Annotated in this window: 28 protein-coding genes; 14 read left to right on the forward strand and 14 right to left on the reverse strand. The window is 69.0% G+C overall.

Going from position 1 to position 25,430, the window contains the following annotated elements; translation table 11 throughout:
- Positions 1 to 81 precede the first annotated feature (81 nt).
- On the forward strand, positions 82 to 1,578 hold the full coding sequence (locus tag VFA08_00200; protein HYZ12015.1) for a leucyl aminopeptidase: 1,497 nt from the start codon (positions 82 to 84) through the stop codon (positions 1,576 to 1,578).
- Between the two features lie 13 nt (positions 1,579 to 1,591).
- On the opposite strand, the gene VFA08_00205 is transcribed toward VFA08_00200, so the two are convergent.
- The gene (locus tag VFA08_00205; protein ID HYZ12016.1) at positions 1,592 to 2,383 is read right to left on the reverse strand and encodes a methyltransferase domain-containing protein; all 792 of its coding nucleotides are present in this window, start codon (positions 2,381 to 2,383) and stop codon (positions 1,592 to 1,594) included.
- Positions 2,384 to 2,463: 80 nt separating this feature from the next.
- Between VFA08_00205 and VFA08_00210 the strand changes: the two genes are divergently transcribed.
- Genes VFA08_00210 through VFA08_00225 form a run of 4 tightly spaced genes read left to right on the forward strand, consistent with a single transcriptional unit; the run spans position 2,464 to position 5,263 of the window.
- Positions 2,464 to 3,240 (forward strand): hypothetical protein, encoded by a 777-nt coding sequence (locus tag VFA08_00210; protein ID HYZ12017.1) that lies wholly within the window; start codon positions 2,464 to 2,466, stop codon positions 3,238 to 3,240.
- A 3-nt stretch (positions 3,241 to 3,243) separates the two neighbouring features.
- Positions 3,244 to 3,867, forward strand: coding sequence for a CPBP family glutamic-type intramembrane protease (locus tag VFA08_00215; GenBank protein HYZ12018.1), 624 nt, complete (start codon positions 3,244 to 3,246; stop codon positions 3,865 to 3,867).
- Positions 3,864 to 4,811 (forward strand): hypothetical protein, encoded by a 948-nt coding sequence (locus tag VFA08_00220; GenBank protein ID HYZ12019.1) that lies wholly within the window; start codon positions 3,864 to 3,866, stop codon positions 4,809 to 4,811. The genes VFA08_00215 and VFA08_00220 overlap by 4 nt, the downstream gene beginning before the upstream one ends.
- Positions 4,808 to 5,263, forward strand: coding sequence for an SRPBCC family protein (locus tag VFA08_00225; GenBank protein ID HYZ12020.1), 456 nt, complete (start codon positions 4,808 to 4,810; stop codon positions 5,261 to 5,263). The genes VFA08_00220 and VFA08_00225 overlap by 4 nt, the downstream gene beginning before the upstream one ends.
- Here the strand turns inward: VFA08_00225 and VFA08_00230 are convergent.
- The gene (locus VFA08_00230) at positions 5,260 to 5,577 is read right to left on the reverse strand and encodes a lipopolysaccharide assembly protein LapA domain-containing protein (GenBank protein HYZ12021.1); all 318 of its coding nucleotides are present in this window, start codon (positions 5,575 to 5,577) and stop codon (positions 5,260 to 5,262) included. The two genes, VFA08_00225 and VFA08_00230, sit on opposite strands and share 4 nt — an antisense overlap.
- Positions 5,578 to 5,662: 85 nt before the next feature.
- On the opposite strand from VFA08_00230, the gene VFA08_00235 reads away from it, so the two are divergent.
- The 3 genes from VFA08_00235 to VFA08_00245 are packed head-to-tail and all read left to right on the forward strand — an operon-like array spanning position 5,663 to position 7,610.
- Positions 5,663 to 6,241: a phosphatase PAP2 family protein gene (locus VFA08_00235; protein HYZ12022.1), complete on the forward strand. Its 579-nt coding sequence runs from the start codon at positions 5,663 to 5,665 to the stop codon at positions 6,239 to 6,241.
- A gap of 25 nt (positions 6,242 to 6,266) precedes the next feature.
- Positions 6,267 to 6,626, forward strand: a complete 360-nt coding sequence (locus VFA08_00240) for a VOC family protein (GenBank protein ID HYZ12023.1) — start codon at positions 6,267 to 6,269, stop codon at positions 6,624 to 6,626.
- A 48-nt stretch (positions 6,627 to 6,674) separates the two neighbouring features.
- Positions 6,675 to 7,610: a prolipoprotein diacylglyceryl transferase family protein gene (locus VFA08_00245; GenBank protein HYZ12024.1), complete on the forward strand. Its 936-nt coding sequence runs from the start codon at positions 6,675 to 6,677 to the stop codon at positions 7,608 to 7,610.
- A 44-nt stretch (positions 7,611 to 7,654) separates the two neighbouring features.
- Here VFA08_00245 and VFA08_00250 read toward each other — a convergent pair whose 3' ends face one another.
- On the reverse strand, positions 7,655 to 8,824 hold the full coding sequence (locus VFA08_00250; protein ID HYZ12025.1) for an Mrp/NBP35 family ATP-binding protein: 1,170 nt from the start codon (positions 8,822 to 8,824) through the stop codon (positions 7,655 to 7,657).
- A 126-nt stretch (positions 8,825 to 8,950) separates the two neighbouring features.
- Between VFA08_00250 and VFA08_00255 the strand changes: the two genes are divergently transcribed.
- Positions 8,951 to 9,637: a helix-turn-helix domain-containing protein gene (locus VFA08_00255; protein ID HYZ12026.1), complete on the forward strand. Its 687-nt coding sequence runs from the start codon at positions 8,951 to 8,953 to the stop codon at positions 9,635 to 9,637.
- Between the two features lie 51 nt (positions 9,638 to 9,688).
- On the opposite strand, the gene VFA08_00260 is transcribed toward VFA08_00255, so the two are convergent.
- From VFA08_00260 to VFA08_00280, 5 genes are all read right to left on the reverse strand, one after another.
- Positions 9,689 to 10,255, reverse strand: a complete 567-nt coding sequence (locus VFA08_00260; protein ID HYZ12027.1) for a plastocyanin/azurin family copper-binding protein — start codon at positions 10,253 to 10,255, stop codon at positions 9,689 to 9,691.
- Positions 10,256 to 10,320: 65 nt separating this feature from the next.
- A complete protein-coding gene (locus tag VFA08_00265) occupies positions 10,321 to 11,082 on the reverse strand; it encodes a hypothetical protein (GenBank protein HYZ12028.1) in 762 nt (253 codons plus the stop codon).
- Positions 11,075 to 11,656, reverse strand: coding sequence for an RNA polymerase sigma factor (locus VFA08_00270; protein HYZ12029.1), 582 nt, complete (start codon positions 11,654 to 11,656; stop codon positions 11,075 to 11,077). Before VFA08_00270 ends, VFA08_00265 begins: the two co-directional genes overlap by 8 nt.
- A 76-nt stretch (positions 11,657 to 11,732) precedes the next feature.
- Positions 11,733 to 12,620 carry an SPFH domain-containing protein gene (locus tag VFA08_00275; GenBank protein HYZ12030.1) on the reverse strand — a complete coding sequence of 296 codons (888 nt, stop codon included), beginning with the start codon at positions 12,618 to 12,620 and terminating at the stop codon, positions 11,733 to 11,735.
- The gene (locus tag VFA08_00280; protein HYZ12031.1) at positions 12,617 to 13,960 is read right to left on the reverse strand and encodes a nodulation protein NfeD; all 1,344 of its coding nucleotides are present in this window, start codon (positions 13,958 to 13,960) and stop codon (positions 12,617 to 12,619) included. Before VFA08_00280 ends, VFA08_00275 begins: the two co-directional genes overlap by 4 nt.
- An 84-nt stretch (positions 13,961 to 14,044) precedes the next feature.
- On the opposite strand from VFA08_00280, the gene VFA08_00285 reads away from it, so the two are divergent.
- Together VFA08_00285 and VFA08_00290 are read left to right on the forward strand one after the other, a co-directional pair.
- Positions 14,045 to 14,617 carry a sigma-70 family RNA polymerase sigma factor gene (locus VFA08_00285; GenBank protein HYZ12032.1) on the forward strand — a complete coding sequence of 191 codons (573 nt, stop codon included), beginning with the start codon at positions 14,045 to 14,047 and terminating at the stop codon, positions 14,615 to 14,617.
- A complete protein-coding gene (locus VFA08_00290) occupies positions 14,614 to 15,390 on the forward strand; it encodes a zf-HC2 domain-containing protein (GenBank protein ID HYZ12033.1) in 777 nt (258 codons plus the stop codon). Before VFA08_00285 ends, VFA08_00290 begins: the two co-directional genes overlap by 4 nt.
- Before the next feature lie 19 nt (positions 15,391 to 15,409).
- Here the strand turns inward: VFA08_00290 and VFA08_00295 are convergent, their stop codons facing one another.
- Both VFA08_00295 and VFA08_00300 read right to left on the reverse strand, forming a co-directional pair.
- Positions 15,410 to 16,432, reverse strand: coding sequence for a hypothetical protein (locus tag VFA08_00295; protein HYZ12034.1), 1,023 nt, complete (start codon positions 16,430 to 16,432; stop codon positions 15,410 to 15,412).
- A gap of 114 nt (positions 16,433 to 16,546) precedes the next feature.
- Positions 16,547 to 17,569, reverse strand: a complete 1,023-nt coding sequence (locus VFA08_00300; GenBank protein HYZ12035.1) for an alpha/beta hydrolase-fold protein — start codon at positions 17,567 to 17,569, stop codon at positions 16,547 to 16,549.
- Positions 17,570 to 17,643: 74 nt separating this feature from the next.
- On the opposite strand from VFA08_00300, the gene VFA08_00305 reads away from it, so the two are divergent.
- The 3 genes from VFA08_00305 to VFA08_00315 are packed head-to-tail and all read left to right on the forward strand — an operon-like array spanning position 17,644 to position 20,223.
- Complete coding sequence (locus VFA08_00305) at positions 17,644 to 18,984, forward strand: NDP-sugar synthase (protein ID HYZ12036.1); 1,341 nt, start codon at positions 17,644 to 17,646, stop codon at positions 18,982 to 18,984.
- 12 nt (positions 18,985 to 18,996) lie between these two features.
- Positions 18,997 to 20,007, forward strand: coding sequence for an LLM class flavin-dependent oxidoreductase (locus VFA08_00310; protein ID HYZ12037.1), 1,011 nt, complete (start codon positions 18,997 to 18,999; stop codon positions 20,005 to 20,007).
- Positions 20,008 to 20,010: 3 nt separating this feature from the next.
- Positions 20,011 to 20,223: an HTH domain-containing protein gene (locus VFA08_00315; protein ID HYZ12038.1), complete on the forward strand. Its 213-nt coding sequence runs from the start codon at positions 20,011 to 20,013 to the stop codon at positions 20,221 to 20,223.
- Here the strand turns inward: VFA08_00315 and glpX are convergent.
- From glpX to ptsP, 4 genes are read right to left on the reverse strand one after another with little or no spacing between them, the layout of a single operon-like run.
- Entirely contained in the window at positions 20,220 to 21,209 is a 990-nt protein-coding gene (gene glpX / locus VFA08_00320; protein ID HYZ12039.1) for a class II fructose-bisphosphatase, read from the reverse strand. The two genes, VFA08_00315 and glpX, sit on opposite strands and share 4 nt — an antisense overlap.
- A gap of 41 nt (positions 21,210 to 21,250) precedes the next feature.
- Entirely contained in the window at positions 21,251 to 22,273 is a 1,023-nt protein-coding gene (locus tag VFA08_00325; GenBank protein HYZ12040.1) for an NAD-dependent epimerase/dehydratase family protein, read from the reverse strand.
- Positions 22,273 to 22,872 carry a CDP-diacylglycerol--glycerol-3-phosphate 3-phosphatidyltransferase gene (gene pgsA / locus VFA08_00330; protein ID HYZ12041.1) on the reverse strand — a complete coding sequence of 200 codons (600 nt, stop codon included), beginning with the start codon at positions 22,870 to 22,872 and terminating at the stop codon, positions 22,273 to 22,275. The genes VFA08_00325 and pgsA overlap by 1 nt, the downstream gene beginning before the upstream one ends.
- A 44-nt stretch (positions 22,873 to 22,916) precedes the next feature.
- The gene (gene ptsP / locus VFA08_00335) at positions 22,917 to 25,421 is read right to left on the reverse strand and encodes a phosphoenolpyruvate--protein phosphotransferase (protein ID HYZ12042.1); all 2,505 of its coding nucleotides are present in this window, start codon (positions 25,419 to 25,421) and stop codon (positions 22,917 to 22,919) included.
- Between the last annotated feature and the right edge of the window lie 9 nt (positions 25,422 to 25,430).

A 25,430-nucleotide genomic window follows, 5' to 3' on the forward strand; every position in this document is an offset into this window, starting at 1 on the left:
GGGTACTCGGCGCGCCCGAGCAGGAACGCCTCGCTAGACTGACGCACCGTTCAGCCGGATGTCGAAGACAAGGAGTGACGGGTGCCGAACTTCACCTTCTCGACGAAGCCGCCGCAGTCCGTGCGTGCGGACGTCCTCGTTCTTCCGATCTTCGAGGGGCTCGAGCCGGGTCCAGGTGTTCGCCAGCTGCGCGGTGTCGATCTCGTTGCGCTGTACGAGGCGGCAGGCAACAAGGGCAAGCGCGGTGAGTACCTCCTCGTGCCCAACACCGGACTCGACGGCGTGGAGGCGTTGGCGATCCTCCTTCTCGGCGTCGGCAAGCGGGACGAGGCCGGACCGGACGCGTGCCGCCGCGGGATCGGCAAGGTCGCGCGACAGCTGTCGAAGCGGGCGCGGGTCGCCACGACGTTGCCGCAGATCGTCTCCGGTCGAGCGTTCGACGAGGCGGTCCAGGCGACCGTCGAAGGGATCCTCCTCGGGGCCTACCGGTTCGATCGCTACAAGTCGAACTCGAACGGCGACACGCCGAAGCTGCGCGAGGTGGCGATCATCGGCGGTTCGCGCGCCGATGCGCGTTCGGCGAGAGCGGCAATCAATCGGGGGCAGGTGATCGCCGAGTCGCAGATGTGGGCGCGGGACCTCGTGAACACGCCCGCTCTCGACCTCCCCCCGACCGAGCTGGCCCGCGAGGCGCAGAAGATGGCGCGCCAGGTTGGCCTCAAGGCGAAGATCTGGAGCGAGGCCGAGCTGAAACGCGGCGGCTTCGGCGGCATCCTGGGCGTCGGGCAGGGGAGCGTTCGGCCGCCGCGGATGATCGAGCTCCGCTACGAGAACGGCTCGGGCGCGCCGATCGCGCTCACCGGCAAGGGGATCGCGTTCGACTCCGGTGGGCTGTCGATCAAGCCGGCCGACGGGATGGAGTGGATGAAGAGCGACATGGGCGGCGCCGCGTCGATCCTCGGCGCAATGCGCGCGATCGCGCTGCTCGAACCTCGCGTGAACGTGATCGCGGCGATTCCCTCGAGCGAGAACATGCCGAGCGGCTCGGCGATCCGTCCCGGCGACGTACTGACGCACCGCGGCGGCAAGACCTCGGAAGTGCTGAACACCGATGCCGAGGGACGATTGGTGCTCGCGGACGCACTCGCGTACCTGACGGAGCAAGAACCGCGCGCGATCATCGACACCGCGACGCTCACCGGCGCATGCATGGTCGCGCTCGGCGACGAAGTGTGGGGCGCGATGGGCAACGACCGTCAGCTGATCCGCGACGTGCTCGCGGCCGGCGATGCCGTCGGGGAGCCGGGCTGGGAGCTCCCGTTGTACGAGCCGTACCGCAAACTGATCGACTCGGAGATCGCCGACATCAAGAACATCGGCAAGCGCTACGGCGGGGCGATCACCGCGGCGTTCTTCCTCCGCGAGTTCGTCGGCGACATCCCCTGGGTTCACCTCGACATCGCTGGCCCCGCGTTCTCGGATCGCGTTGGTGACTACTGGCCGAAGGGCGCGACCGGCGTCCCGGTCAGGACGCTCGTGAGGTACGTGCTCTCGCAGGCGGCCAGTCGACGGCGTTAGACGCTGCTCGTCGTCAAGGCTTCACGCCGGTGACGAACACGACGTCCCGGAAGTCGTTGACGGGGTCGGCGAACCGTTCGGCGAACGTCCTTTGGGCTCGGTCGAGGAACGAGCCGAAGCCCGACGGTCCGAGCATCGAACGGACGAGGCGGCCCGTGGCCCACGTGCTCATCCCCTCGACGTACTCGTGGAGCGCGTACTGGAACTGATAGGTCCGTAGCTCGGTTCGCACGCTCCGAAGGCCGGAGTCGGTGAGCGCCTCCTGAAGCGCGTCAGGCTCGCGGAAGCGCTCACGCCAGGGGAGCGCCTCGCCGAGCGATGACCGCAGCACCGGGCGCGGGACCACGCCCTCCACGAGCTCGAGCCACGCCCGCGTGAGGTCGTCGTCGACGTCGGCCCAGGCGCTGAGCGTCATCCGGCCGCCCGAGCGCAGGACCCGAGTCATGTCGAACAGCGCCGTCTGGTACTTCGTGAAATGCGCGATGACGAAGTTGGCGATCACTGCGTCAAAGGCACCGTCGCGGAATGGCAGGTCGATCGCCTCGGCCGCCGCGGTGTGCACGTTCGGCCGTGCCGTTCGGCCCACTCGAAGCATGCCGAGCGACTCGTCGATCCCCACGGCGTCGGCCCCTCGACCGATCGCTGCCTCCGCGGCGACGCCGGTTCCCGTACCCACGTCGAGCACACGCGTCCCCGTCGTCGCGCCGGTGATCTCGACCAGGTCGCGCGCCGGCTGCGCGAGGCGTGGAGCGTGGATCCGCTCGTACGTCTCCGCGATGTCGTCGTAGGTGCGCCAGTCGTTCACGGTTGCCCAGCCTACCGGGGCGTCCGGTTGCGAAGCTCCGCACCGCTCGCCGTAGGCTGGCGCGTGATGGGTGAGAGCGCATGAGCGGGCCCGCGGGCGTGACCGCGCTGGTGCTGGCCGAGACCGTCGCCGGCGGCCTCGCACTGGTCTTCGTCACACCGCTGTGGAACGAGGTCCGCCGCGGGTTCTTCGTCCTCACGTGCTCGATCCTCGCTCTGTTCTCGGCCGCGGTGTGGGGATCGGTCTCTGCCGGACGCGTCACCGGCGACGACGCAGGGACGTGGTCGCTTCGTCTGGCATCCGCCCTCACGTTCGTCCTCCTCGCCGTGGTCGTGCTGCTCGTCGTTCGACGCGCGACGTGGGCGCGGTTCGTCGGGTACGCCGCGGCGCCGCTCGCCGTGGGGTTGCTCGGTGCGATGGCCGGAACCGCAGATGGTTCGTGGCTCGTCGCGTTCCTCCAGCTCCTCGCCGGAGCCGCGTTCCTCGGCGCGGTCCTCGACGGCCTGCTGCTCGGCCACTGGTACCTGACCGATCGGGGGCTCACACGGGCGCCGATCAACCGGTACACGAACCTGCTCCTGGTAGGCGTCGCGCTCGAGGCAAGCGCGCTCGTCCTTGGCGGGTTCGGGCCGACGGAGGCGACGCCCGAGTTCAATCCACTGCTCACGTCCGCCGGTCTGGCGTCGTGGATCGCGCTGGGCATGGTCGCTGCGACCGCGCTGATCGGCGTGATGATCCGGATCACGTTGCGTGGGCCACGGGCGTCCGCCGTTCAGGCCGCGACGGGGTTCTTCTACCTGGCCGTCATCACGGCGACGACGGCGGAGTTCGCCGCGAAGGTCGGGTTCCTCGGCTGAGCGATGGAGGAGACGGTCGTCGCCGTAGGAGTCGTGGCCGAGGCGACGGCGTGGTGGTTCGTTTCGGCACGGGGGTCCGAAGTGTGGCGCGTTGTCACGCCCGTGCTCGTGGCGTTGGCCGTCGCCGCGTTCGTGTTCGGTCCGCCGGTGTGGTCGTCCGAGGCGAGCCCGGTCGTCGCGGCGGCCGTGGGGATCGGCGCGGGCGTCGCGTTCTACGGTGCCACGCGTGCATTCGTGGCCGTCACTCGGTCGTGGCATGCGTTCCGTCGGCACACGGCGGAGCTCTACGCGTTGCGAGGCGACCTCTCGCTCGCCGCGGCGCTCGTGCTCTCGGTCGGAGTGACGGTGACGGCGGAGGAGGTGTTCTGGCGCGGGTTCGCGCAGCCCGAGCTGGCGCGGACGTTCGAGCCGTCGGTCGGGGCAGTCGTCGCCTGGGCGGCCTTCGTCGCGGCGAATGCCCCGAGCCGCAACCTGGCCGTCCTCGCCAGCGCGGTCGTCGGCGGGCTCGTGTGGAGTGCGCTGGGGTGGTGGAGCGGCGGCGCACTCGCGCCGCTCGGTTGCCACGTCGTGTGGACCGGACTGATGCTCTCGTTCCCCGTCGTGTCGCGCGAGGCCGTCTCGTTGTGACCGAGATCCCGCTCCCGGCCGGACGGCTCCTCGACGCGGGCGAGCTGTGCTACGTCGCCGCACCGGCAGCCGTTCCCCACGTCACGCCGATGGTGTTCGCGTTCGCTGAAGGGCGACTGTGGGTGACGACGTCTCGTCGTTCGCTCAAGGCGCGCTTCTGGCGGACCGATCCTCGGTACTCCGGCCTCGTCCGTGCAGGGAGCACCGCGCTGATCATCACCGGTACGGCCACAACGCACGATGCCCTCGATCCGCGATCCTGGCGCCGTTCGCTGAGCGGCGCGCCGCTGCTCGCCATGGCCTCTGCGCGGTTCACGCGGAAGAACGCGCGGTTCTTCGCCGGATACGCGTTCGACGCGCACAAGGTTCCGTTTGCATGGACGCCCCCGGGTCGCGTGTTCGTCGAGCTCGCGATCGAACGTTCAGCATTGGTCGAAGGAGACGGCGTCCAGAGATGGGGGGAGTGGCACGATCGAGTGGATAGTCGAGATCGATTCCGCGCGTCGCGGACCGGCCGAGCCGCGTTCGAGGCGATCCCTCGGTCGGTCAGAGATGCGGTGGGAACGATGGGAGCCGGCGCGCTTGCCGTCGACGGTGGGAGCGGACCCGTCGTTCTGCCGGCGCGGTGGACGGTCGACGGCGCAGCGATCTACGCGGTCGTGCCGGAAGGGACCCTGTCACTCGCCGACGTGACGACGGCGAGCGTTCCCGTCGCGCTCTGCATCGACCGACCGTCGACGTGGCGCGCGAGAGAGATGGTCGGCGCGATGGCCCGGGGCGAGGGCGAGATCCACGTCGTCGATCGGCTTCAGAGCGGCGCGACGTCGGCGCGCGCGGTGGTGCGCGCGGCCGGGGCCGAAGGCGACTCGGTCGTCGTTCGCATCCGTGCATCCCAATTCGTGTGGTGGCACGGATGGGACAGCGGAACGGTGTCCGCGGCATGACCCAGGTGTCGGTCGCCGTCGAGATCGACGCCCCACCCGAACGCGTGTGGGAGGTCATCTCGGCTCCGAAGAACCTGCCGCACTGGCAGCGACACATCTCGCGGGTGATCGGCGCGCCGCGGAACGGCCTTCGGCAGGGCACGACCTACGCGATCGAGCTCCGGTTCCTCACGGTTCGGGCCAAGGTGCGCGCCCGCATTCTGGAATGGGAACCCCCGCGCCGAGTGTCGGTGGAGCTCCGCGGCGTGATCGACGGGAGCGTCACGTCGACCGTCGAGCCGATCGGTCGGGGGCGGAGCCGTCTGGAGCACGTCGTCGACTACCGATTTCGCGGGGGTCCGCTCGGTTCGGTCGCGGCGGGGAGCCTTCGAACGGTCGGCGGCGCGCGCTACGTCCTTCGCCACGGGACGCTCGCGCAGAAGCGAGAGATCGAGACCGGCCGATCCGGCTAGTCGGTCTGGTCTTCCTCGCGTTTTCGCAGCCACTTTCGTTGAAGCCGCGTCGGCCGCCCCGTGAAGTAGCCGATGACGAACCCGAGCGCAGCGGCGACCACGATGACGGTGACCACACGCGCCCGCGTCTCGTACAGCAGGAAGCTCACGCGTACGGGTACGAAGTTGGCGATGGCGAACGCGATGAGGACGATGGCAAAAAGGACGATGACCACGTGCCGAGGCCGGATGCCATCGCGTTTCGGTTCGGGCGGCTGCGCGCCCTCGATGCGGCGGTCACGATCGTCGGGCTCGAGGTCGTCGCTTCGTCGCATCCGCCGATCCCTTCTCGTCGCGCCGGCTTCGCCGGCGGTTCCTCGAGCGGCTGCCGCCGCTCGACCGTCGCATATCATCGCGCACGTGAAGGCGCGCAACGCGTTCCAGGCCATCGCACTCACCGGGGCCGCTCTCGGCGTGGCCGCGTGGACGTCGTCGCCGAAGGGCCGCGAGCTCGACCTGCGGGCGTTCAAGGAGCTGAACCGCGATCGCGGTCCCGCCGCCGACGCTCTGTTCGGCGGCATCACAGAGCTCGGATCGATCTGGGCATCGGCCGGCGCTGCCGCGGTGCTCGCTGTCGGGGGGCGTCGTCGCGCAGCCGCCCGCGGTCTCGCCGCTGCCGGCGTCGCGTGGCTCGCCGGTCAGGGACTGAAGCGAGTCGTCGGCCGCGCGCGCCCGTACCTCGACGATCGCGAAGGTACTCGACTGCTCATCGGAGAACCTCGCGCAACGTCGTGGCCGAGCAGTCATCCGGCGGTGTTGGTCGCGTTCGTCACCGTCGCCGGGCGAGAGTTCCGCGTCGGCGCTCTCGGCCGAACGGGTCTAGCGGCGATCGCGGGGCTCGTCGGCGTGTCACGCTCGTACCTGGGCGTGCATTACCCGTCCGACGTGGTCGGGGGGTTGCTGCTCGGCCGTGCTGTCGGCGTCGCGCTGAGCGACTGACGGTTCGTTCGTTACAGTCGGCTCGATGCTTCGTGTTGGCTCGATCGTAATCCGCGTCGACGACCTTGTGCGGCAGACGACCTTCTGGTCGGCCGCGCTCGACTACGTTCCTCGCGACGACCCGACGACGGACGACTTCGTCCTGCTTCGCCCGCGAGACGGCATCGGACCGAACTTGTCGTTGGACCGCGTCCGTTCGGAAGTGCACATCCCGCCGAGGATCCATCTCGACCTCTACGCGGAGGATCAAGCAGCGGAGATCGAACGGCTGAAAGCACTCGGCGCTACGGAGGTGCACTGGGACAAGTTGCCGCCGGACGCGGACTACGTGATCCTCGCCGACCCCGAGGGCAACCGCTTCTGCGTCGTGTATGCCGGCGACTAGCGACCGTCGCGGCGGTCGCTACATCGGCCGGGGATAGACTCGCGCGCGATGGATGCCGTCCTTGGCGCGATCGGGTGGCCGGTGATCGACCGATTCCAGCTGTTCGGCGACCTGGCGATCAGCCCGCACGGGATCGGAATCGCCGTCGGGTACCTGTTCGGCGCGTGGATCCTGTCGCACGAGGGGCCGAAACGCGGCCTGTCGGTCGACCACATCAACTCGATGGTGTTCTGGTCGCTCGTCGGCACGATCATCGGCGCCCGACTGTTCTACGTGATCGGCCACTTCTCGGAGTTCGACTCGGTCGGCGAGGCGCTCGCGCTTTGGCGCGGCGGCCTGACGCTTCTCGGCGGGATCGCTGGCGCCGTGCTCATCAACGTCCCGTTGATGCGCCGATACGGCTACTCGTTCTTCCAGGTGTTGGACGGCGCGGTGATCGGTCTGTCGTTCGGCATCGCGTTCGGGCGCATCGGCGACCTGATCATCGGGGACCACCTCGGCAAGCCCACGTCGTGGGCCCTCGCATGGCAGTACCAGGGCGGCGACCTGGCCGGATTCGGGTGCGTCGCGGACGTATGCCGGGCCACGCTCGAAGGCGGACAGCTGCTCGAGATCACCCGGAACGGAGCAACGCTCACGTCCGCCAGCGGCGAGCTTCTCAGTTCGGGTGTGGGTGTTCACCAGACCGCGCTGTACGACATGTTCAGCGCGACGCTGCTGTTCCTGTTGCTCTACGCGTTGTCCAGGACGCCGAGGCGCCTGGGCGTCCTCACGCTCACGTTCGGGGCGTGGTACGGCGCGTCGCGCGTGATCGAGGATTTCTTGCGGGTGGACAAGCTGTGGTTCGGCTTGACGGGAAGCCAGTGGACGGGTCTGACCGTGTCGCTGATCTGCATCGCCTCGCTGATCGTGTGGTCCGTTCGGGGTTCGCCACACGATGAAGACGAACCGATCGCCGAGGAGTCGATCGTCGACGAACGATGAGGCGATGAGAGTCGCTTCGTCGGGTGCGAGGGTCGAGGACCGCGCTAGTGCGCGTGCCCGTGGTGGCCTCCGGCGGCGACTGCGCCGGGGCTGGCCATGAGCGGAAGCGGCCTGCCGACCTTCGAACGCGTGGCTCGCGCCAGCTCTCGTCCAGCGGTCCGAAGCGCTTCACCCGCGGGCGAGTCGGGGTCGGTGACGACGATCGGGGCGCCGACGTCGCCGCCGTGACGGACGTCGGGAACCAGCGGAACCTGGGCGAGGAGCGGAACGCCGAGCGTGTCTGCCGCTTCCTGACCACCGCCCTCGCCGAAGATGCGCTCGCGCTCGCCGCAGTGCGGACAGACGAACCACGACATGTTCTCGATCACGCCGATGGGGCGGAGCTGTGTGCGCTCGGCCATCTTGCCCGCTCGCTCGGCGACCTTCCGCGCCGCTTCCTGTGGCGTGGTGACCACGAGCATCGACGCGCCCGGCAGGAACGACGCGAGGGAGATGGACACGTCGCCGGTCCCGGGCGGCAGGTCGCAGAGCAGGAACTCGAGGTCGCCCCAATACACGTCGCCGAGGAACTGCTCGATGGCCTTGTGGAGCATCGGGCCGCGCCAGATGACCGGGGTCTCCTCGGGAACGAAGAACCCCATCGAGATGACCTTCACGCCGTGCGACTCGAGTGGGAGGATCATCTCGTTGAACCCCACGGGTTGGCCCGAGACGCCCATCATGCGAGGCACGCTGAAACCCCATACGTCCGCGTCGAGGATGCCGACGCGGTATCCGTCGGCCGCGAGCGCGCACGCGAGGTTCACCGTGACGCTCGACTTTCCGACGCCGCCCTTCCCCGACGCGACGGCGATGACGGACGTCTCGCCGTCGGTGAAGAAGGTTCGTTGCTGCTGAGGCGCAGCTGCTGCGCCACCACGGAGCTTCGAGACGAGCTCGGCCCGCTGCTGCTCGCTCATCGGGGACAGCGAGACGTCGACGCTACGCACGCCTTCGAGCGGCGCGAGCGCCTGTGTGACGTCGCTCGTGATGCGGTCTTTGAGCGGACACCCCTCGATCGTGATCAGGACGTCGACCCGGACATTTCCGTCGTCGACGTGGATGCCGGAGAGCATGCCGATGTCCTCGATCGGACGGCCGATCTCGGGATCGAGCACGTTCCGGAGCGCCTGCCGGACCTGCTCCTCGCTGACGGGCTGAACGTCGACTGACAACAGGGGACCCTCTCGGACTTATCCTGATTCGGACGGTGCTGACCGTGCTTAGTCCCATGGTACGTCGGGCTGCCGGGGGCGTCGACGCCGCCGAAGGTGGCGTCGACAGCCCGGCGGAGGTTGCCGATGCCGACGCATGAGGCGGAATCGCTCGCCGTGCACAAGGCCCTCGCCGACGACACGCGGTTCCGGCTGTTCCGGTATCTGGGGCTCTCCGGCCGTCCCGTGTCCGTACGCGAGCTCTCGACCCGGCTCTCGCTGCACCCCAACACGCTCCGGCCGCACCTACGGCGCCTCGAAGAGGCGGGACTCGTCCGCCGTGAGACCCGAAAGGGTGCAACGACGGTCGGCCGGCCGCAGACGCTGTACGTGGCCGTCGACCGGGACGACCACGAAGGCCGTGACTACCGCCTGCTCGCCGAGATCCTCACCGGCCTGGCAACCGGCACGAAAGCGCGTGGTCGTGCCCAGGACCTTGCCCGTGACTGGGGCCGGTATCTCGCCGTTCAAGGTGGCCCCAAGCCCGGCACTCGCCTGTCGGCGCGTGGAAACCTTGCCGTGCTCCAGGGCGCGATGGCGCGTGCGGGGTTCGACCCGCGCTTCCGCCGAGCGGGCCGCGGGGCGGTCGAGGTCTCACTCCGCGACTGCCCGTTTCGAGATCTGCTCGACGATCATCGAGATCTGGTGTGTGTGATCCATCGCGGGCTGGTCGAGGGAATGCTCGAGGCACTCCAGCCGAGGCTCGAGCTCGCCTCGTTCGAGCCGTTCGCGGAGCGAACGATCTGTCGGTTCGTCGCCCGAGGCGAGGGCTGACGGTCCGTCGAGGCCGCCGTCGCGGCCTCGACGGACCGCCGACTGCGACCCTCAGGCGTCCCGCTGCTTGGCCCGTCGTGTGATCAGTCCGATCGCCAGGCCGGCCGCGACGCCGATCGCGCCGCCCGCAAGCCATCCCGTCGTGGCACTCGTCGATGATGACTCCGTCGTCGACGCGGCCGCGACCTCGGTGCTCGTATCAGCGGTGCTCGTGTCGGTCTCGGAAACGACCGGAGTTCCGCCCGCAAGCGCCTTTCCGTTCCCCACCACGATCGCGCCGACCATCCCCGGGTGGTACTGGCACGCGAACGGGTACACGCCGGCCTCGGCGAACGTCGTCTGGAACGAGTCGCCTTGGTTCAGGTCGTTGAGGTGTCCCCACGTCACGGCGGAGACGTTGTGGGCGTAGGGGTCGAGGTTGACGAACGTCACCGTGTCACCGGGGTCGACCTCCAGCGTCGTCGGGCCGAAGCACCCGTCGGCGATCTCCACGGTGTCTCCCTCGCCGGTCGTGGCGTCACCGTGACAGCCACCTCCACCGGCGACCGCAGGGGCGGCGGGGGCCGCGAGTGCCGCAACCGCGGTCGCGGCGATGACGAACAGCATGCGACGTCGCATGGCGTCTCCTCTCGGGTGAGGTCGTGCCGTCTACACCGGATGTGGCCGTCGGGTTCCCGGGACGTTCAGTGGACGGTCTCGGCGAGGGCGATCGCCCCTGTCAGGCCGAGCGTCGTCTCGAGCCGGTACGTCACGCCGTCCTCGGCCCAGATCAGCACGTTCGCGCGGATCAGGAACGTCTCCGCGCCCTCGTCGGTCAGCACGATCAGCTCGTGCGGCGAGTCGATCCAGAACGCGTCCCGGCCGTCGACCCCGACCATGAGCGAGTCTTCGGACGCCCCTACGTCCTTGACCAGCGTTCGCTCGTCGCCTCGAACCTGAATCAACATCATCCGCCACGGCGTGCCGGGCAACGCGACCTGGTCGTCCCCTGCGTTCCACGCCAGGAGCGCGGCTCGACGACCGGAGTCGGTTCGGAAGAGGTACGCCTCGTCCGGGACCGGAGCGGCCGGCGCGCGCACGTCGAAGCGCACGGCGTCGTCGATCTGCGGAACCGGAATCGGGGATCCGAGTCCCATCGGCCCCAGCGGTGCACCCGACGGAGTGATCTCCTCCCGCAGGCGGATCTCGGCCGCCCCGAGCGTGAGCCGCGCCGCGAACGCCAGCGCCAGCACCGCGGCGATCCCGACGATCACCAATACGAGCGCGCGTCGTCGGTTCCAAAGCGCCAGCGACGGGAAGGGCGGCCTGATGTGTGCCTCGCGTTCCTCGTGCAGGCGCGTGACGACCGCCGGTGCGATCGAGGGCGTTCGCGGGAACGCGACGTCTTCCGACATCGCGCTCAGCGCGAGACCGAGCACCTCGTCCGACAGGCGCGGGTCACTCATCCGCACCCTCCGGCAGCGACAACCCCGGCGGCAGCGCTTCGCGCAGCCGGCCGAGCGCTCGCGACAGCCTCGACTTCACCGTCCCCGCCCGAACCCCGAGGACTCGCGCGGTCTCGGCCTCCGACAGGTCGAGCAGGTACCGATAGCCGATGACCACACGGTCTCGTTCGGGCAGCGATTCCAGCGCGGCGAGCAAGGCCGACCGCCTCTCGAGCGCGATGGCCGCGGCGTCGGGGGATGGGGTCGCATCCCCCGGGCCGCGGAGCTCTGCCTCCCGAAGCACCAACCGGTCGCGACGGCCCGCGGCACGGCGGCGGTTCCGGGCCTCGTTCGAGACGATGCTGAGGATCCACGGGCGGAACGGATCTCCGCGACGGAACCGGTCGAGGGCGTAGTAGGCCTTCACGAATGCGTCCTGCGCAGCGTCCTCCGCATCGGCGGCGTTCCGCGCGATGAGGTAGGCCGCCCGGAACGCCACCTCCCGATACCGTTCGACCAACTCTCCGTACGCGCGGACATCGCCCTCTTGTGCGAGCTCGACGAGCTCGCGCTCTTGCCGTGGACGACCCTCCACTACGCCAGGCCTACACCGCCCGACACCGGCCGGTTCCGGCGAGGGCCACGCCCCTCACGGCGGTCGAACGATCGCGCTACGTCCCCTTCGCGCCGTCGCCATCGGCGAACGTCCGCTCGGCGAAACCGCTGATGCCCGCGAGCAGGTTGGTGAACTCCATGGGGATGACGAACTTCGTTGACGGTGACGCTCCGATCTGCTTGAGCGCCTCGAGGTACTGCAGGCTCATCGTCTTCGCGTCCACCCGTTGGGCCGAGCTGAAGATCTCGGTGAGAGCGAGCGCGAAGCCCTCCGCGCGAAGGATCGCGGCCTGCCGGTCGCCCTCGGCGGTCAGGATCGCCGACTGCTTCGTGCCCTCCGCGACGGTGATCGCGGCCTGCTTGGCGCCGTCGGCCTCGGTCACCACGGCGCGCCGCGTGCGCTCGGCCGACATCTGTCGGGTCATGGCCTCCTGCACCGCGGGCGGCGGGATGATCTCGCGGATCTCGACGTTCGTGACCTTCACACCCCAGCGCTCGGTGACCTCGTCGAGCTTCACACGCAGGATCTCGTTCATCTGTTCACGCTTGGCGAGCACGTCGTCGAGCGACATGTCCCCGACTACGGACCGGAGCGTCGTGGCGGCGATGTTCTGCGCCGCGCCGGCGAAGTTCCCCACCTCGATGATCGACATCACCGCGTCGATCACGCGGTAGAAGACGATGAAGTCGATCGAGATCGATGCGTTGTCCTCGGTGATGGCAGTCTGGTGCGGGATCTCCAGGTAGAGCTCGCGAAGGTCGACGTACACCCCCTTGTCGATGAACGGGATCAGGATCACCAGGCCAGGTCCCTTCGCGCCCAGCGCGCGCCCCAGTCGAAACACCATGATCCGCTGGTACTCGCGCACGATGCGGATCGCCTGGGGCAGCAGGATGATGAGCACAAACACCACGACGCCGACGCCGATCGCCAGCGGGATCACGTCTGCCTCCCTTCCACGGGAGCGGGCGCCGTGGGCGCCGTCTCCTCGATGGGCTCGACCATCAGCTTCAACCCCTCCATCGCGACCACGCGAACCCGATCTCCGCGCGGGGCGGTGCCGCCGACGCTCTCGGCCGACCACTCCTCCGCGGCTATGCGCACGACACCGTTCGGCTCCAGATCGCGCACCACCGTTCCCTCCGTGCCGACGAGCTTGTCGCTCCTCGATACGACGTGCCGCGTTCGGAGCTTCATCGCCGCCCGAACGACGATCAGGAAGAAGAACGCTGCGAAAGCGGCAACCGGAGCGATGACGAGCGGGGAGACGCGCACGTCCGGAACCGACGAATCGAACAGGAACCACCCGCCGAGCACGAGCGTCACCACGCCGCCGATGGCCGGCGCGCCGATGCCCGGATGCAGGATCTCGAGCGCGAAGAACACGACCGAGGCGAGCAGCAACGCCACGCCGATCAGCTGGACCGGCAGCATCCCGAGCGCGACGAGAGAAAGCACCAGCGACAGACCGCCGATCGTTCCGGCGATGCCACCGGGCACGAAGAACTCGATCGCGATCAGCGCGAGGCCGAGCCAGAAGAAGATGAACGCGAGGTTCGGATCGAGCAGCGCGTGCAGGATCTGGATGAACGCACCCGGCGGGCGCTCGCGTACCGTGGCCCCGGCGAGTTCGAGTGTGACCTCGCCCCCACCGGCGACATCGACGACCGTCCCGTCGATCTCCCGGAACAAGGCCGACTGGCTTTCCGCGATCACGTCGATCACGTCGAGCTCGAACGCCTCCTCGGCGGACGCGCTCGACGACTCGCGGACGGCGGACTCGGCCCACTCAGCGTTTCGGTCGCGCCGTTCGGCGATGGCGACGATCGATTTCGCCGCGTCGTTCACGGCCTTCTCAGAGGCGATCGCGCCGGAGAGCCCGACGGGCTGTGCCGCGCCGACGTTGGTGGCCGGCGCCATCGCCGCGACGTGCGTCGAGAGCAAGATGAATGTTCCCGCCGAGGCCGCCCGGGCGCCCTCAGGGGAAACGTAGCCGATCACCGGCACGCTCGAGTTCAAGATGGCCTGGGTGATCTGGCGCATCGAGGAAATCAGGCCGCCGGGCGTATCGATCGTGATGAGGATGGCGGCGGCGCCCTCTTCCTCGGCATCGCCGATCGCGTCCTCGATGTAGTCGGCGACGAACGGGTCGACGACGCCGCGGAGCTCGAGCTGGACGATCGAACCCCGGAGCTCCTGCTGGGCGCCGGCCGGCGCGGCGACGAACGAACCGGCTGCTGCGGCAAGGCATGCGATTGCGAACGCACGCCGAAGCGTTTTCACAGCCGCATCATCGCACCGCGTGGGATGATGAGGGCGCGCCCCAAGCTCGCGGCGACCGCCAGTCCGTATACCCGGAGGAGACGAGTGGCCGGACGGCCAGAAGGACCGCTCCTCGCGCGCGAGGAGCAGCAGTTGGTGGAGGGGCTCCTTGCGGGGAACGAGGACGCGGTGCGACAGCTCTATGCGCGGTACGCGCGCCCCATCTATACGCTCGGGCTCCGCCTGCTCGGAAGCGCAGAAGCGGCCGAGGAGCTCACCCAGGACGTCTTCCTGGCGGCGTGGCGCAAAGCCGCCCGGTTCGACCCGACGCGCGGGCGCCTTTCGACGTGGCTCATGACGATCGCACACAACCTCGCGGTCGACCGGCTCCGTAGGGAGACCGGTGTAACCCGTCCGCACCTCGTTCTGGTGGACGAAGTTCCGGAGCTGCCGACGCCGGGTGAGGACGAGCCGCTCATGGAACGCGATGCCGCGATCCGCGCGCTTGCGTGTCTGTCGATCGCCGAAAAGCAATTGCTCGCGCGCGCGTACTTCGGCGGGCTCACGGCGCGCGAGATCGCGGAGGCCGACGGGATCCCGCTCGGAACGGTGAAGACGCGATTGCGAACGGCGCTGATCAAGGTGCGCCGCGCGAATCACGACAAGGAGCGGCCGTGACCTGTCTCGAGGTCCGGGACCTCCTACCGGAGCTCGCGGTCGGGGTCCTTCCCGCTCGCGATCGCGAGGAGGTCGAACGGCACCTGCGCTGGTGCGCCGGCTGCCGCAAGGAGGCGGCCGAGCTCGGGGACGCGGCGGCGACGGTCGCGTTTGCCCTGCCTCCGGCGGATCTGCCCGATGCGCTTCGGGAGCGCGTGGTTCGTGACGTGAAGGGCGCCGCGGGGGCCCCACGGAAACCACGGCGCGCCCGCGGCGCAGCCGCCTCCGCCCTCGCCGCAGCTATCGCGTTGGGCAGCCTCGGCTGGGGCGCGGTCATGGCGGACCGGGCGGGCGAGTTCGAGCAGCGCGCCGCGGAGGCGAATCGCCAACGCACGCAAGCGCTCGAAGCGTTCCAAACGATCCTGGCGAACCCGCTCGTTCCCGAGGAGGATCTGAACCGCCAGACCCGCCTCGGTCGTTTGACGCCGACCGAGGACGGACTAGGTGGCGGGATGGCGTTGCAACTTCTCTCTCCCAGGATCCTCGACTTCTCGCTGGTGATCGTGAACGGCCTCGACCCTCGCGACACCGATCGACTCCCGTACCGCGTCGAGTTCGAGAACGGCGCCGGTGAGGTGGTTCGTGGCGGCCGCATCGACGAGCTCGACGCGGAAGGTCACGCCGAGGTGTTCCGTCAGTTCGCTAACCGCGACCTGACGGGCTACACGCTCGTGCGCGTCGTCGACGCCGACGGCGTGGTCGTGCTCGAGGGTCGGGCGGGCGCCGGGATCTAGCCGGCGACCATCCCTCCGATCAGCGCCGCTCGACCGACTGCGTGAAGCTGCCCGAGAAGTCGATGCCGCCGGAGAACCCCGGGATGCCCTCGAACGTCATCGAGATCTCGAAGTCACCGGCGCCTGTGGTCCGGAGCATCTCCTTCGCGTCGAGGTCCACGTAGCTCGTCTGGCTGAACTCGCCCTGCCCGCCGTACGAGACCGTCGCGTCCCTGATCGCCCCGATCTCTGCCGGACCCGCGCCAGCGAGCGCGTCCTCGCCGAGCGCGGAGATCAGCTCGTCGAAGCGCAGCGTGAAGTCCATCGGTACGGTCAACTCGGTGACGATGACGGCCGCCTGCCGGCCATTCACGTCCTCGTTCCGCTGGTAGGTGCTCGACGCCGTGTACTCGATCGTCCCCTCGCCGAACGGGAACTCCTGGGAGAACTCCTTCTCCCACGAGTCGCCGGGCGCGACACGGTCGCCCTCGTCGGGCAGGATCGGCGTGAGCTGGCTGGAGCCGGGGAACCCGAAGCCCTGGGTCTGACCGGCACCGCCGAGCGCGAGCCCGCCGGCGGAGATGACGCGGCCGTCGGGCGCGACCTCGATCTCGATGGGCGGAACCGCGGTCGCCGGCAGCGGGGCGTTGTTCACGACCCCAGACAGCTCGGAGGTCGTGACCTCGATGGTCGCGACGCCGTCACCGTCGATCGAGCGTACGGTCCACGTCTGCACCTGGCTCATGTCCATCTGCAGTGGCATCTGGCCGAACAGTTCGGACGACATCTGGCCGTCCATCGTCATGTGGATCGCGTACGTCGCGGTCTGCCCCTGGGTAAACGAGAGCGCGAGAGGTTTGGCGTTCGCCGACTCGCCGCCCTGCGTCGACACGAGCGCGAACGCGGCAACCCCGAGCGCGAGCACGGCCACGATGGACCCTGCGATGAGTCCTGTCCGGCGCCGGCGCGGCGCCGGCTGCTCGGGAGGCGCGGGCATCGACCACGACGGCGTCTCCGGTTCAGGCGACGGAACGCTTGGGTTCGTCGGCGTGTACTGGCTCATCGATTCCTCCTCGTTGGCGTCCATCGATGGTCCCACAGAGCATCGGCACGCGGGCGTACGGGCCTGAGACGGCCCTCGTCCGCAGACGGCTCCAGATCAGTTCCGGCGACGTGGTCAGGCCGCGAGCGCCTTCGCCAGGAACGCCAACGACCGCGGGTACCGATACTGGATCGACATGTGCCCCGCATCGAACAGCTCGAACGAATGGGAGACCCCGATCGCGTCGAGCTCCTTCGAGACGGCGACGGCGCCGTTGTCCAGGTAGTACTCGTCCTTCTTCCCGGCGTCGAGCCAGATCGCTCGCATCGAGCGAAGCGCATCCGCGTGCAGCGGCACCATCCGAACCGGATCGAGCGCCAGCCAGCGTTCCCACGCCTCCGGGATGAGTCGGCCCGTCGCGACGTCGAACGGCAGCGTCACCGAACCGTCGGCCTCCGCCGAGTAGCACGCGGCCATGCACCAGTCGTTCAGCAGCGTGCCGTCGTACGGCTTCGTTCCGAACGGCCGGGATCGCACGTCCTGCCAGAACCGCTCGTACGAGCCATCGTACTCATCGCGGAGAATCCGCGCGGTCTCGCGAAACTCCGGCAGGTAGCACGCCTCGAACAGCGCGTCACCGGCGTGCGACGCGAGCGCGCCGAACACGCTCGGCCGCATCATCGGAACGACGAGCGCCCCGTATCCGCCGCTCGACTTCCCCTGGATCCCGCGGTGGTCGCGGTCGGCGATGGTTCGGAACCGGTCGTCGACGTCCGCGACGACCTCATCGCACAGGAAGTCCTGATACTGACCGGTGCCGGGCGAGTTCAGGAACTGGCTCCCGCCGAGCGAGGTCCAGCAGTCCACGAGCACCACGATCACGTGGGGTGCGCCGTTCGTCGCGAACAACTCGTCGATCATCTCCGGGTAGCTCGGACGGAACGCCTCGCGGTTGTTCCACATGTCGACCTGTCCGGTCAGGCCCTGGATCACGTAGACGCACCCGTACCGGCGCTCGGGATCGTCGTCGTAGCCGGGCGGCGTGTACACCCACAGTGGTCGAACGTGCGGATCGCCGAGCACGTTCCCCTTGAGTGCCTCGCTGTCGAGCTCGAATTGATGGAAACGTCCTGCGTAGTCGCGACTCCACGGCTGCACGTGGCCCCCCTTCTCGCTCGTCCGATTTCCTGTTGCCAAACTCGCCCGGCTATCATCCAAGGCACATGCCCGGAGTGTCCGACGTCGTTGGCATCGGCCTGGCGGGCGGGCAGGGTCTCCGAGCCCGGCCGCTCACCCTCAAGGCCCCCGGGTACCTTCGTTCCAAGGCGGCGATGTCGTTCCTCGGCCGACGACTGATCCGCTGGGTGATCCAGATCCTGTCGAGCGAAGGGATCAAGGACTACTACGTGATCGCCCACGGTAAGGAGAACCGTTACCAGATCAAGGTGATGATCGGTTACGGCGAAGGCTTCGGCGTCGACGTGAAGTACTCACCGGTCAAGTACGACGCGCTGTCGACTGGGAGTGCCGACTCCACCCTCCGGATGATCGACTACTGGGACATCAACGGTCCGGCACTCGTATTTCCAACTGACTCGATCATCGACTTCGATCTGGCGCCGATGCTGCAGGCCCACCAGAAGACCGACGCCATCGCCACGATCGCCGCGATGACACGTGAGCCGGACGAGGTGGCCGAGAAGTATGGCGTGATGCTGGCCGACGAGGACCGGCGGATCTCCGACTTCGTCGAGAAGCCGACACTGGCCGACCTCCGCGAGCACTTCCACGCCGAGAGCGACGAGCAATTCCGCCAGATGCCGCTCATGACCAACGCCGGTTTCTACCTCGTCGACGCCTCGCGCCTTCGGAAGCTCGCCAGCCATCCGGACATCCAGCGCTTGCGCGAGCGCCGGTTGGACTTCGGCAAGGATCTGTTGCCATGGCTCGTCGGGCACGGTCACCGCGTGCACGCGTTCCCGGTTCGGCGGATCGGCGACCTCGGGAACGTGCAGGACTTCATCGAGACTATGTTCGAGGTTCTCGACGGGCGGTTCGAATCCGTCGACCGGCTCCTCGGTCCGCCGTACGACGCGGATCGGCACGTTTGGATCGAGCCGGAGACGCTCGCGATGCGCGACTCAACGAGCGGCAAGTCACTCGCGGAGAAGCTCAGCGACGGCTCGGTCGAGATCGGACCCGCGGTCCGGATCGGACGGTTCTGCGAGATCCATCCCGGCGTGCGCATCTCCGGCTCGAACCTCGACGACGACATCGAAGTGCAGCGGGACGCGGTGATCGAGCGGTCACAGATCCGCGACGGAGCGATCATCGGCCCGTCGGCGCGGATCGTCGAGGCCGTCGTCGGTTCGATGACGGAGGTGCGCTCGGAGCCGTTCCACCCCACGACGATCGAGGGTTTCGTGGCGCTCGGCGACGAGGTCACGGTCTATCCGGGCGTGCGGCTGGCGAACGAGGTGGCGATCTACCCCCGCCTGAAATTGCCTTCGGACATCAGGATCCCCGAGGGCACGGACGTCACCGGGCCGGCCGACGTCCTCCGATACCTGTAGCGTTCGCGTTCGATGCGCGTCGGGCTGACGCTCCCGCAGTACGACTACTCGTTCGGTGACGGCTCGGGACCGATCTCGTTCTCTCGAGTGGCCCAGGTGGCCATCGATGCCGAACGGCTGGGGTTCGACTCCGTGTGGGTGTCCGATCACTTCTTCGCCACACTCGAGCGGTTCGGCGGAGACGACACGCGGTACGGCGCGCTCGAGCCGCTGACGACGCTTGCCGGACTGGCGTCTCTCACCAAGCGGGTGCGGCTCGGAACGCTCGTCCTGTCGGCGCCGTTTCGGCACCCGGCGATCCTGGCGAAGTCGGCGACGGCGATCGATCGGTCGTCGGGTGGGCGGTTGGATCTCGGCCTCGGAGCGGGATGGTTCGAGGACGAGTACGCCGGGTTCGGGTACGAGTTCGGCTCGGTGGGGGAGCGATTCTCGTTGCTCGAGGAGACGCTCGGATACCTCGGGGCGTTGCTCGATGGCGAGCCCGCGTCGTTCGAGAGCGAACGGTTCCGGTTGCGGGATGCGTTCAACCATCCGCGGCCGTTGCAGGAACCGCGACCGCCGCTGCTCGTCGGAGGCAAGGGTGGTCCGCGTCTGCTGTCGATCGCGGCGCGGTTCGCGGACGGATGGAACGCGGTGTGGCGATGGACGCCCGAGGGATATCGCGAACGCGCGGAAGCCGCGAAGCAAGCGCTCGGACGTGCGGGCCGTGACCCGAGCAGCTTTCGTCTGTCCCTCGGGCTGTTCACGATCGTCGGCGAAGACGAGGACGACGTTCGACGACGGTACGAGCTGATCGGAGAACGATTGCCGAAGGGCGTCGGCGGGGGGCTTTCGCTCGAGACGCTGCGCGCCGAGTGTCTGGCGGGAACGCCCGACGAGGTCGTCGAACGCATGACGCGGTTCGCGGAGCTCGGGGTGAGCGAGCTGATCGTGTGTCCGGCACCGCTCTGGTTCGCGATGCCGGACGCGTCGATGGTCGAACTGTTCGCCGAGGCCGTCGTCCCGCAGCTACGCGAGCTGTAGGCCGTGGACGTTCTCGAGGCGGCGATCGCGGTCTTGCGTGAGGAGGGCGAACCGCTGCACTGGACGAAGATCCAGGATCTCGCCCTGAGGCATGGCTACATCGATCCCTTTGCGACACCGGATGTTCGGAAGCGGCTCCTCGTAGCTCTCGCCGACGGTGTCCGCGCCGGCGCGATCGAGAAGACCTCGAGGGGCGTCTATCGGCTTCGCAGCTAGCGGCGGTATTCGCGGCCCGTGAAGATCTCGAGCTTTTCGAAGCTGTGCTGCGCGTCGACGTAGCGGACCGTTCCGGACCTCGAGCGCATCACCATCGAGTACGTGTGCACCCCGTCTTCGTCGTACGTCACCCCGCGTAACAGGGAGCCGTCAGTGATCCCGGTGGCGGCGAAGAACACGTCGTTGCCCTTCACCAGGTCGTCCGTCGTGAGCACTCGCTCGACGTCGAACCCGCCGTCGAGCAGCCGCTGCTTCTCCTCGTCGTTCCGTGGGAACAGTCGCCCCTGGATCCCACCGCCGAGGCACTTGAGCGCGGCAGCGGCCACGACACCTTCCGGAGTTCCACCGATCCCCATGAGCATGTCGATGCCGGTGTTGGGCCGAGCCGCGGCGATCGCCGGCGCGACGTCGCCGTCGGTGATCAGGAACACGCGTGCGCCGGCCTCGCGAACGCGGGAGATCATCTCCTCATGCCGGTCGCGGTCGAGGATGACGACCGTGATCTCCTCCGGTCGGACGCCCTTCGCCTTCGCCACGAGGCGCACGTTCTCCTCGGGCGGCGCAGTGATGTCGAGTCCGTCGGCCGCGTCGGGTCCGGCCGCGACCTTCTCCATGTAGACGGCGGCCCCGGGGAAGAACATCGAGCCGCGTGCGGCGAGTGCGATCACCGAGAGCGCGTTCGGCTGGCCTACCGCCGTGAGCCGCGTTCCGTCGATCGGGTCGACCGCGACGTCGCACTCGGGACCTTCTCCGGTCCCAACGGCCTCGCCGTTGTAGAGCATCGGGGCCTCGTCCTTCTCGCCCTCGCCGATGACGACGACGCCGTCCATCGAAACGGTGTCGATCATCGCCCGCATCGCATCGACCGCTGCCTGGTCGGCCGCAGTCTTGTCGCCGCGTCCGACCCACCGCCCGGCCGCCAGCGACGCCGCCTCGGTGACCCGGACGAGCTCCATGGCCAGGTTGCGATCGGGGCGCTCGGTCATCGTTACGAACCTCCGTTGCGTTCCGCGGCTCCGAGGCAATCCTATGAAGAGAGCGATTCGTCGCGCTTCGAGCTGGGAGGCACCAGCCCTTGCGCCGCGTACCACGAGAGCGTCCGGTCGAGCGTCTCCAGGAGCGGCGTGTACCGCAGGCCGAGCTCATGTTCGGCCTTGAGGCCGTCGTAGCGGTGACCCTGCAGGACCGCTCGAACCGCCTCGCCGCAGAACGGCATGTCGCGACGGAGAACCCAGCCGGCCGCGTCCATCGCGGCGGCCACCGCTCTTGCTGCGAAGGGCGGTATCCACCGAACTCGGCGGGGCAATCCCCAAAGCCTGTCGACGAGCGCGACCGCCTCGCGAGTGCCGATCGTCGCCCCGTTCAGGATGTAGCGCTCGCCCGGTTCGCCGTTCGACTCCGCAAGGACGTGCCCTCGCGCGCAGTCCGCAACGTCGACGATCGAGACGACACTGTCGATGAGCAGGGGGAGCTTGCCACCCGCGACGTTGATGATCAGTCGTGCCGATCCGGTGCTCCGGCCGGGTCCTTGGACCGACGACGGGTTCACGCAGACCACCTCGACGCCGGTCTCTTCGCCGAGCCGAAAGACGGCGCGTTCGGCAAGGTGCTTCGATCGTTCGTAGGTGGAGAGGTACCACCCGCGGTGCGGCGTGCTCTCACGTCCGATCGCGCCGGCGGGCTCGCCGATGGCGGCGGCCGACGACGTGTGCACCACTCGCTTCACGCCCTCTGTGGCTGCGGCTCGGATGACGTTCGCCGAACCGTTCACGTTCGTGTCGAGCAGGTGGCGGGGATTGCGCACGCACGTGGCGTTGACCCCTGCGACGTGGAACACGGTCGTGCACCCCGCGGCCGCCGAGCGGAGTGAGTTCCCGTCGAGCACGTCGCCGCGGACCGGCGTTGCCCCGAGCTCGCTCACGTCCCTTGCCGCGGCATCGCTTCGGGCGAGCGCCCGAACAGTTCGACCGTCGGCGATGAGGCGTTCGATGACGCCGCGTCCGACGAAACCGCTTCCGCCCGTGATGAGGACCGGATCCGACGGAGCCACTACCGGTCGAGCGTGAGCGCCGCGCGGAACCGCACGAGGTACTCGATCGCGGAGACGACCGTGATCGCGGCGGCCGCGATCATCACGTACTCGTCGAGGAACAGCGGGCCGGCGCGCTCGGGGAGCCGAACGATGGCCAGGAAAATGGCGAGGAACTGAACGTTCGTCTTCGCCTTGCCCCAGATCGACGGCCGAACGAGATCGCCGCCGGCCGCGACCGCGCCGCGTAGTCCCATGATGAGGAGCTCGCGCCCGACGATGATCAGCGCGAGCCAGGGGGAGGCGCGATCGATCGCAACGAGGGCGAGCAACGCGCCGGACACGAGGAGCTTGTCCGCGGTCGTGTCGAGGAAGCTCCCGAGCGTCGATGCCTTCGCCCATCGTCGCGCGAGGAACCCGTCCACGAAGTCCGTGATCGCCGCGATCGCGAACAGCGCGGCGGCGACGGCGAACGCGTACTTCGTGTCCGGCCCGGCAAGGACGAGCGCCATAACCACCGGGACGAGGACGATCCGCAGCCACGTAACGGCCGTGAGGAACACGGCGGCGCGTGTGTCGGCTGCGGTGCTCAGGCGATGAACCTCACTCGTCCGGGTCACGCGGCATCGTAGCCTCGTTCACGCACGACGATCGTCGATGCAGTTCAGATGTGGGCGCGCGTGCGCAGGAGCTCACGAACCTCGGTAGCGGACGAGAGCGAAAGCGCCTCTACGGCGAGAGCGCCGGCGGCGTCGAGATCCGTCTCGCGGACGGCGTGCTTCACGTGAGGGATCGCCGGCGCGCTCATTGACAGCTCGCGGACGCCGAGGCCGATTAGGAGGGGCGTCGCGAGTGGGTCGCCGGCCAGCTCGCCGCACACACCCGCCCAGATGCCCCCGGCGGCCGCCGCCTGGGCGGTCCGGCGGATCAGCTCGAGGACCGCCGGATGGAGCGCGTCCGCGAGCGACGCCACCCGTTCGTTCCCTCGATCGGCCGCCAGCACGTATTGCGACAGGTCGTTCGTGCCGAGCGAGAAGAAGTCGACCGCCGGAGCGAGTCGATCGGCGGCGAGGGCGGCCGAGGGGACCTCGATCATGGCGCCGACCTCGAGCCGTTCGGCAACGCGAGCGCCGGAGACCACGACGGCGTTCTGGGCGCGGTCGATGGCACCGCGGGCGGCGCGAAGTTCCTCCAGCGTCGCCACCATCGGGAACATCACGCGAACGGGGTGATCCGCGGCGACCCGGACGAGTGCGCGCAACTGGACGTCGAGCACGTCCGGTCGCATGAGGCCGAGCCGCAGTCCGCGAACCCCCAGGAAGGGGTTCGGTTCGTCGGGTTCGGCCAGGTAGGGCAGTGGCTTGTCCGCGCCCGCGTCGAGCGTTCGCACGAGCATCGGTCGGCCGTCGAGGGCGACGGCGGCCGCGCGGTAGGCGGCCTCCTGCTCGGCCTCGGTGGGTGCGTCGTCTCGGTCGAGGAACAGGAACTCGGTGCGGAACAGACCGACGCCGTCCGCTCCGGCGTCGAGCGCTTGCGCGACGTCGTCGAGCGAACCGACGTTCGCGGCGACCTCGATGACGACGCCATCGCGGGTGATCGCCTGTTCGGCCGCTCGCTTGCGAGCGGCGCGATCCGTGTCGGCACGAGCGCGACGCCGCGCTTCGAACGCTTCGACCGTATCGGCATCCGGATCCGGAACGACGATCCCCGCCTCGCCGTCGAGCGCGACGTTCGTGCCCTCGGCGACGTCGAGAACGTCGGCGCCGAGACCGACGACCGCGGGAATGCCGAGCGCGCGAGCCAGCACGGCTGCATGCGAGGTCGGCCCCCCGAACGCCGTCGCCACGCCGAGCGCGGTCGAACGGTCGAGCGCCGCCGCGTCTGCCGGTGCGAGGTCCGGCGCGACGAGCACCCCCGGCGCCTCGAGACTCGGCTTAGGCACCTCGACGCCGAGAAGACGCGCGAGGACCTGCGTCCCCACGCTCCGAACGTCGGCCGCTCTGGCGCGCTGGTACTCGTCGGCGATGTTCTCCCACGTCGTCGCGACCGCCTCGATCGCGTCGTGCCACGCCACCGCGGCGCTCTCGCCGGACGCGATGCCCTCGCGAGCCGCGCCGACGATCGCCTCGTCGTCCAGGAGCAACAGGTGGGCGTCGAAGATCGCGGCTCGGTAGGCGCCCGCCCGTCCCGCCGCCGTCGAACGCTGGCGTTCGATGTCGCGCCGGGCCGCGGAGAGCGCTTCATCGAGCGCCCGGAGCTCCTCGTGCGCCCCGCGGCTGGGGGCGTCGTGAACCTCGAGCGAAGGCGCGCGGAACGAGCGGACCTCTCCGACGGCAACGCCGGGTGAGGCCGGCAGGCCGGTCAGCGTTCGGCCGGCAACGGCGGCGCTCACGTCCCGGCGACCGACGGGCGTGGGTTCGGGCCGTTCCTCCTCGTCGCGTTCGTCGAAGTTGCGGTCGGCGAGCTCCCGCAGCGCGTCGATCGCCTCGCGTGCTTGCGGACCGGATGCCGAGGCCTCGACGCGCTGTCCCTTCGTGACGCCGAGCGTCGCCACGGCGTTGAGGCTCCGTGCTGAGACGGGACCACGCCCCGTGTCGAGGTTGGTCACGTCGACGTCCGCGTCGAACGACGACGCCGTTCGAACGAGCAGTGCGGCGGGACGCGCGTGGAGCCCATGAGCGGTTCGAACGACGAACTCCGCCGTCGCGCTGCCGCCGGCGTCCTCGCCGGTGCCGGGCGGCGCGTCGGCCGGAGGAGCTTCGGCTCCGAGGTGTACCGCCTTCGCCGACAGCCCGCCTTGTGCCTCCGCCGCGACCTGCTCGAGCGTCGACCCGATCCGAGCCGAGACCGCGGCCGCAACTGCTCCCTCGACGAACGGCGCCGCAGTGAGCAGCACTCTGTCGCGTTGGCCGTCCGGCAACAGGTCGAGCGCCATCTCGGCCGAGAGGACGGCGCTCCCGAGATCCATCAGCACCAGGACCCCATCGTCGGACCACGCTCGTTCGATCGCCTGGACGACCAGGGCCGCATCCGTCCCGATCACCCGGTCCGGCGAGTCGAGCCCGCCCGCCGTCTCGATCCGAACGTCTTCGCCGCCCATTTGGCGCGCGAGCTCGGCAGCGCCCTCGGCGATGGACCGGCTGTGCGAGACGAGAACGATGCCGACCACGCTGTGGCG

Source organism: Actinomycetota bacterium (assembly GCA_035640355.1).
In the GTDB taxonomy this organism is placed as follows: domain Bacteria; phylum Actinomycetota; class UBA4738; order UBA4738; family HRBIN12; genus CALGFI01.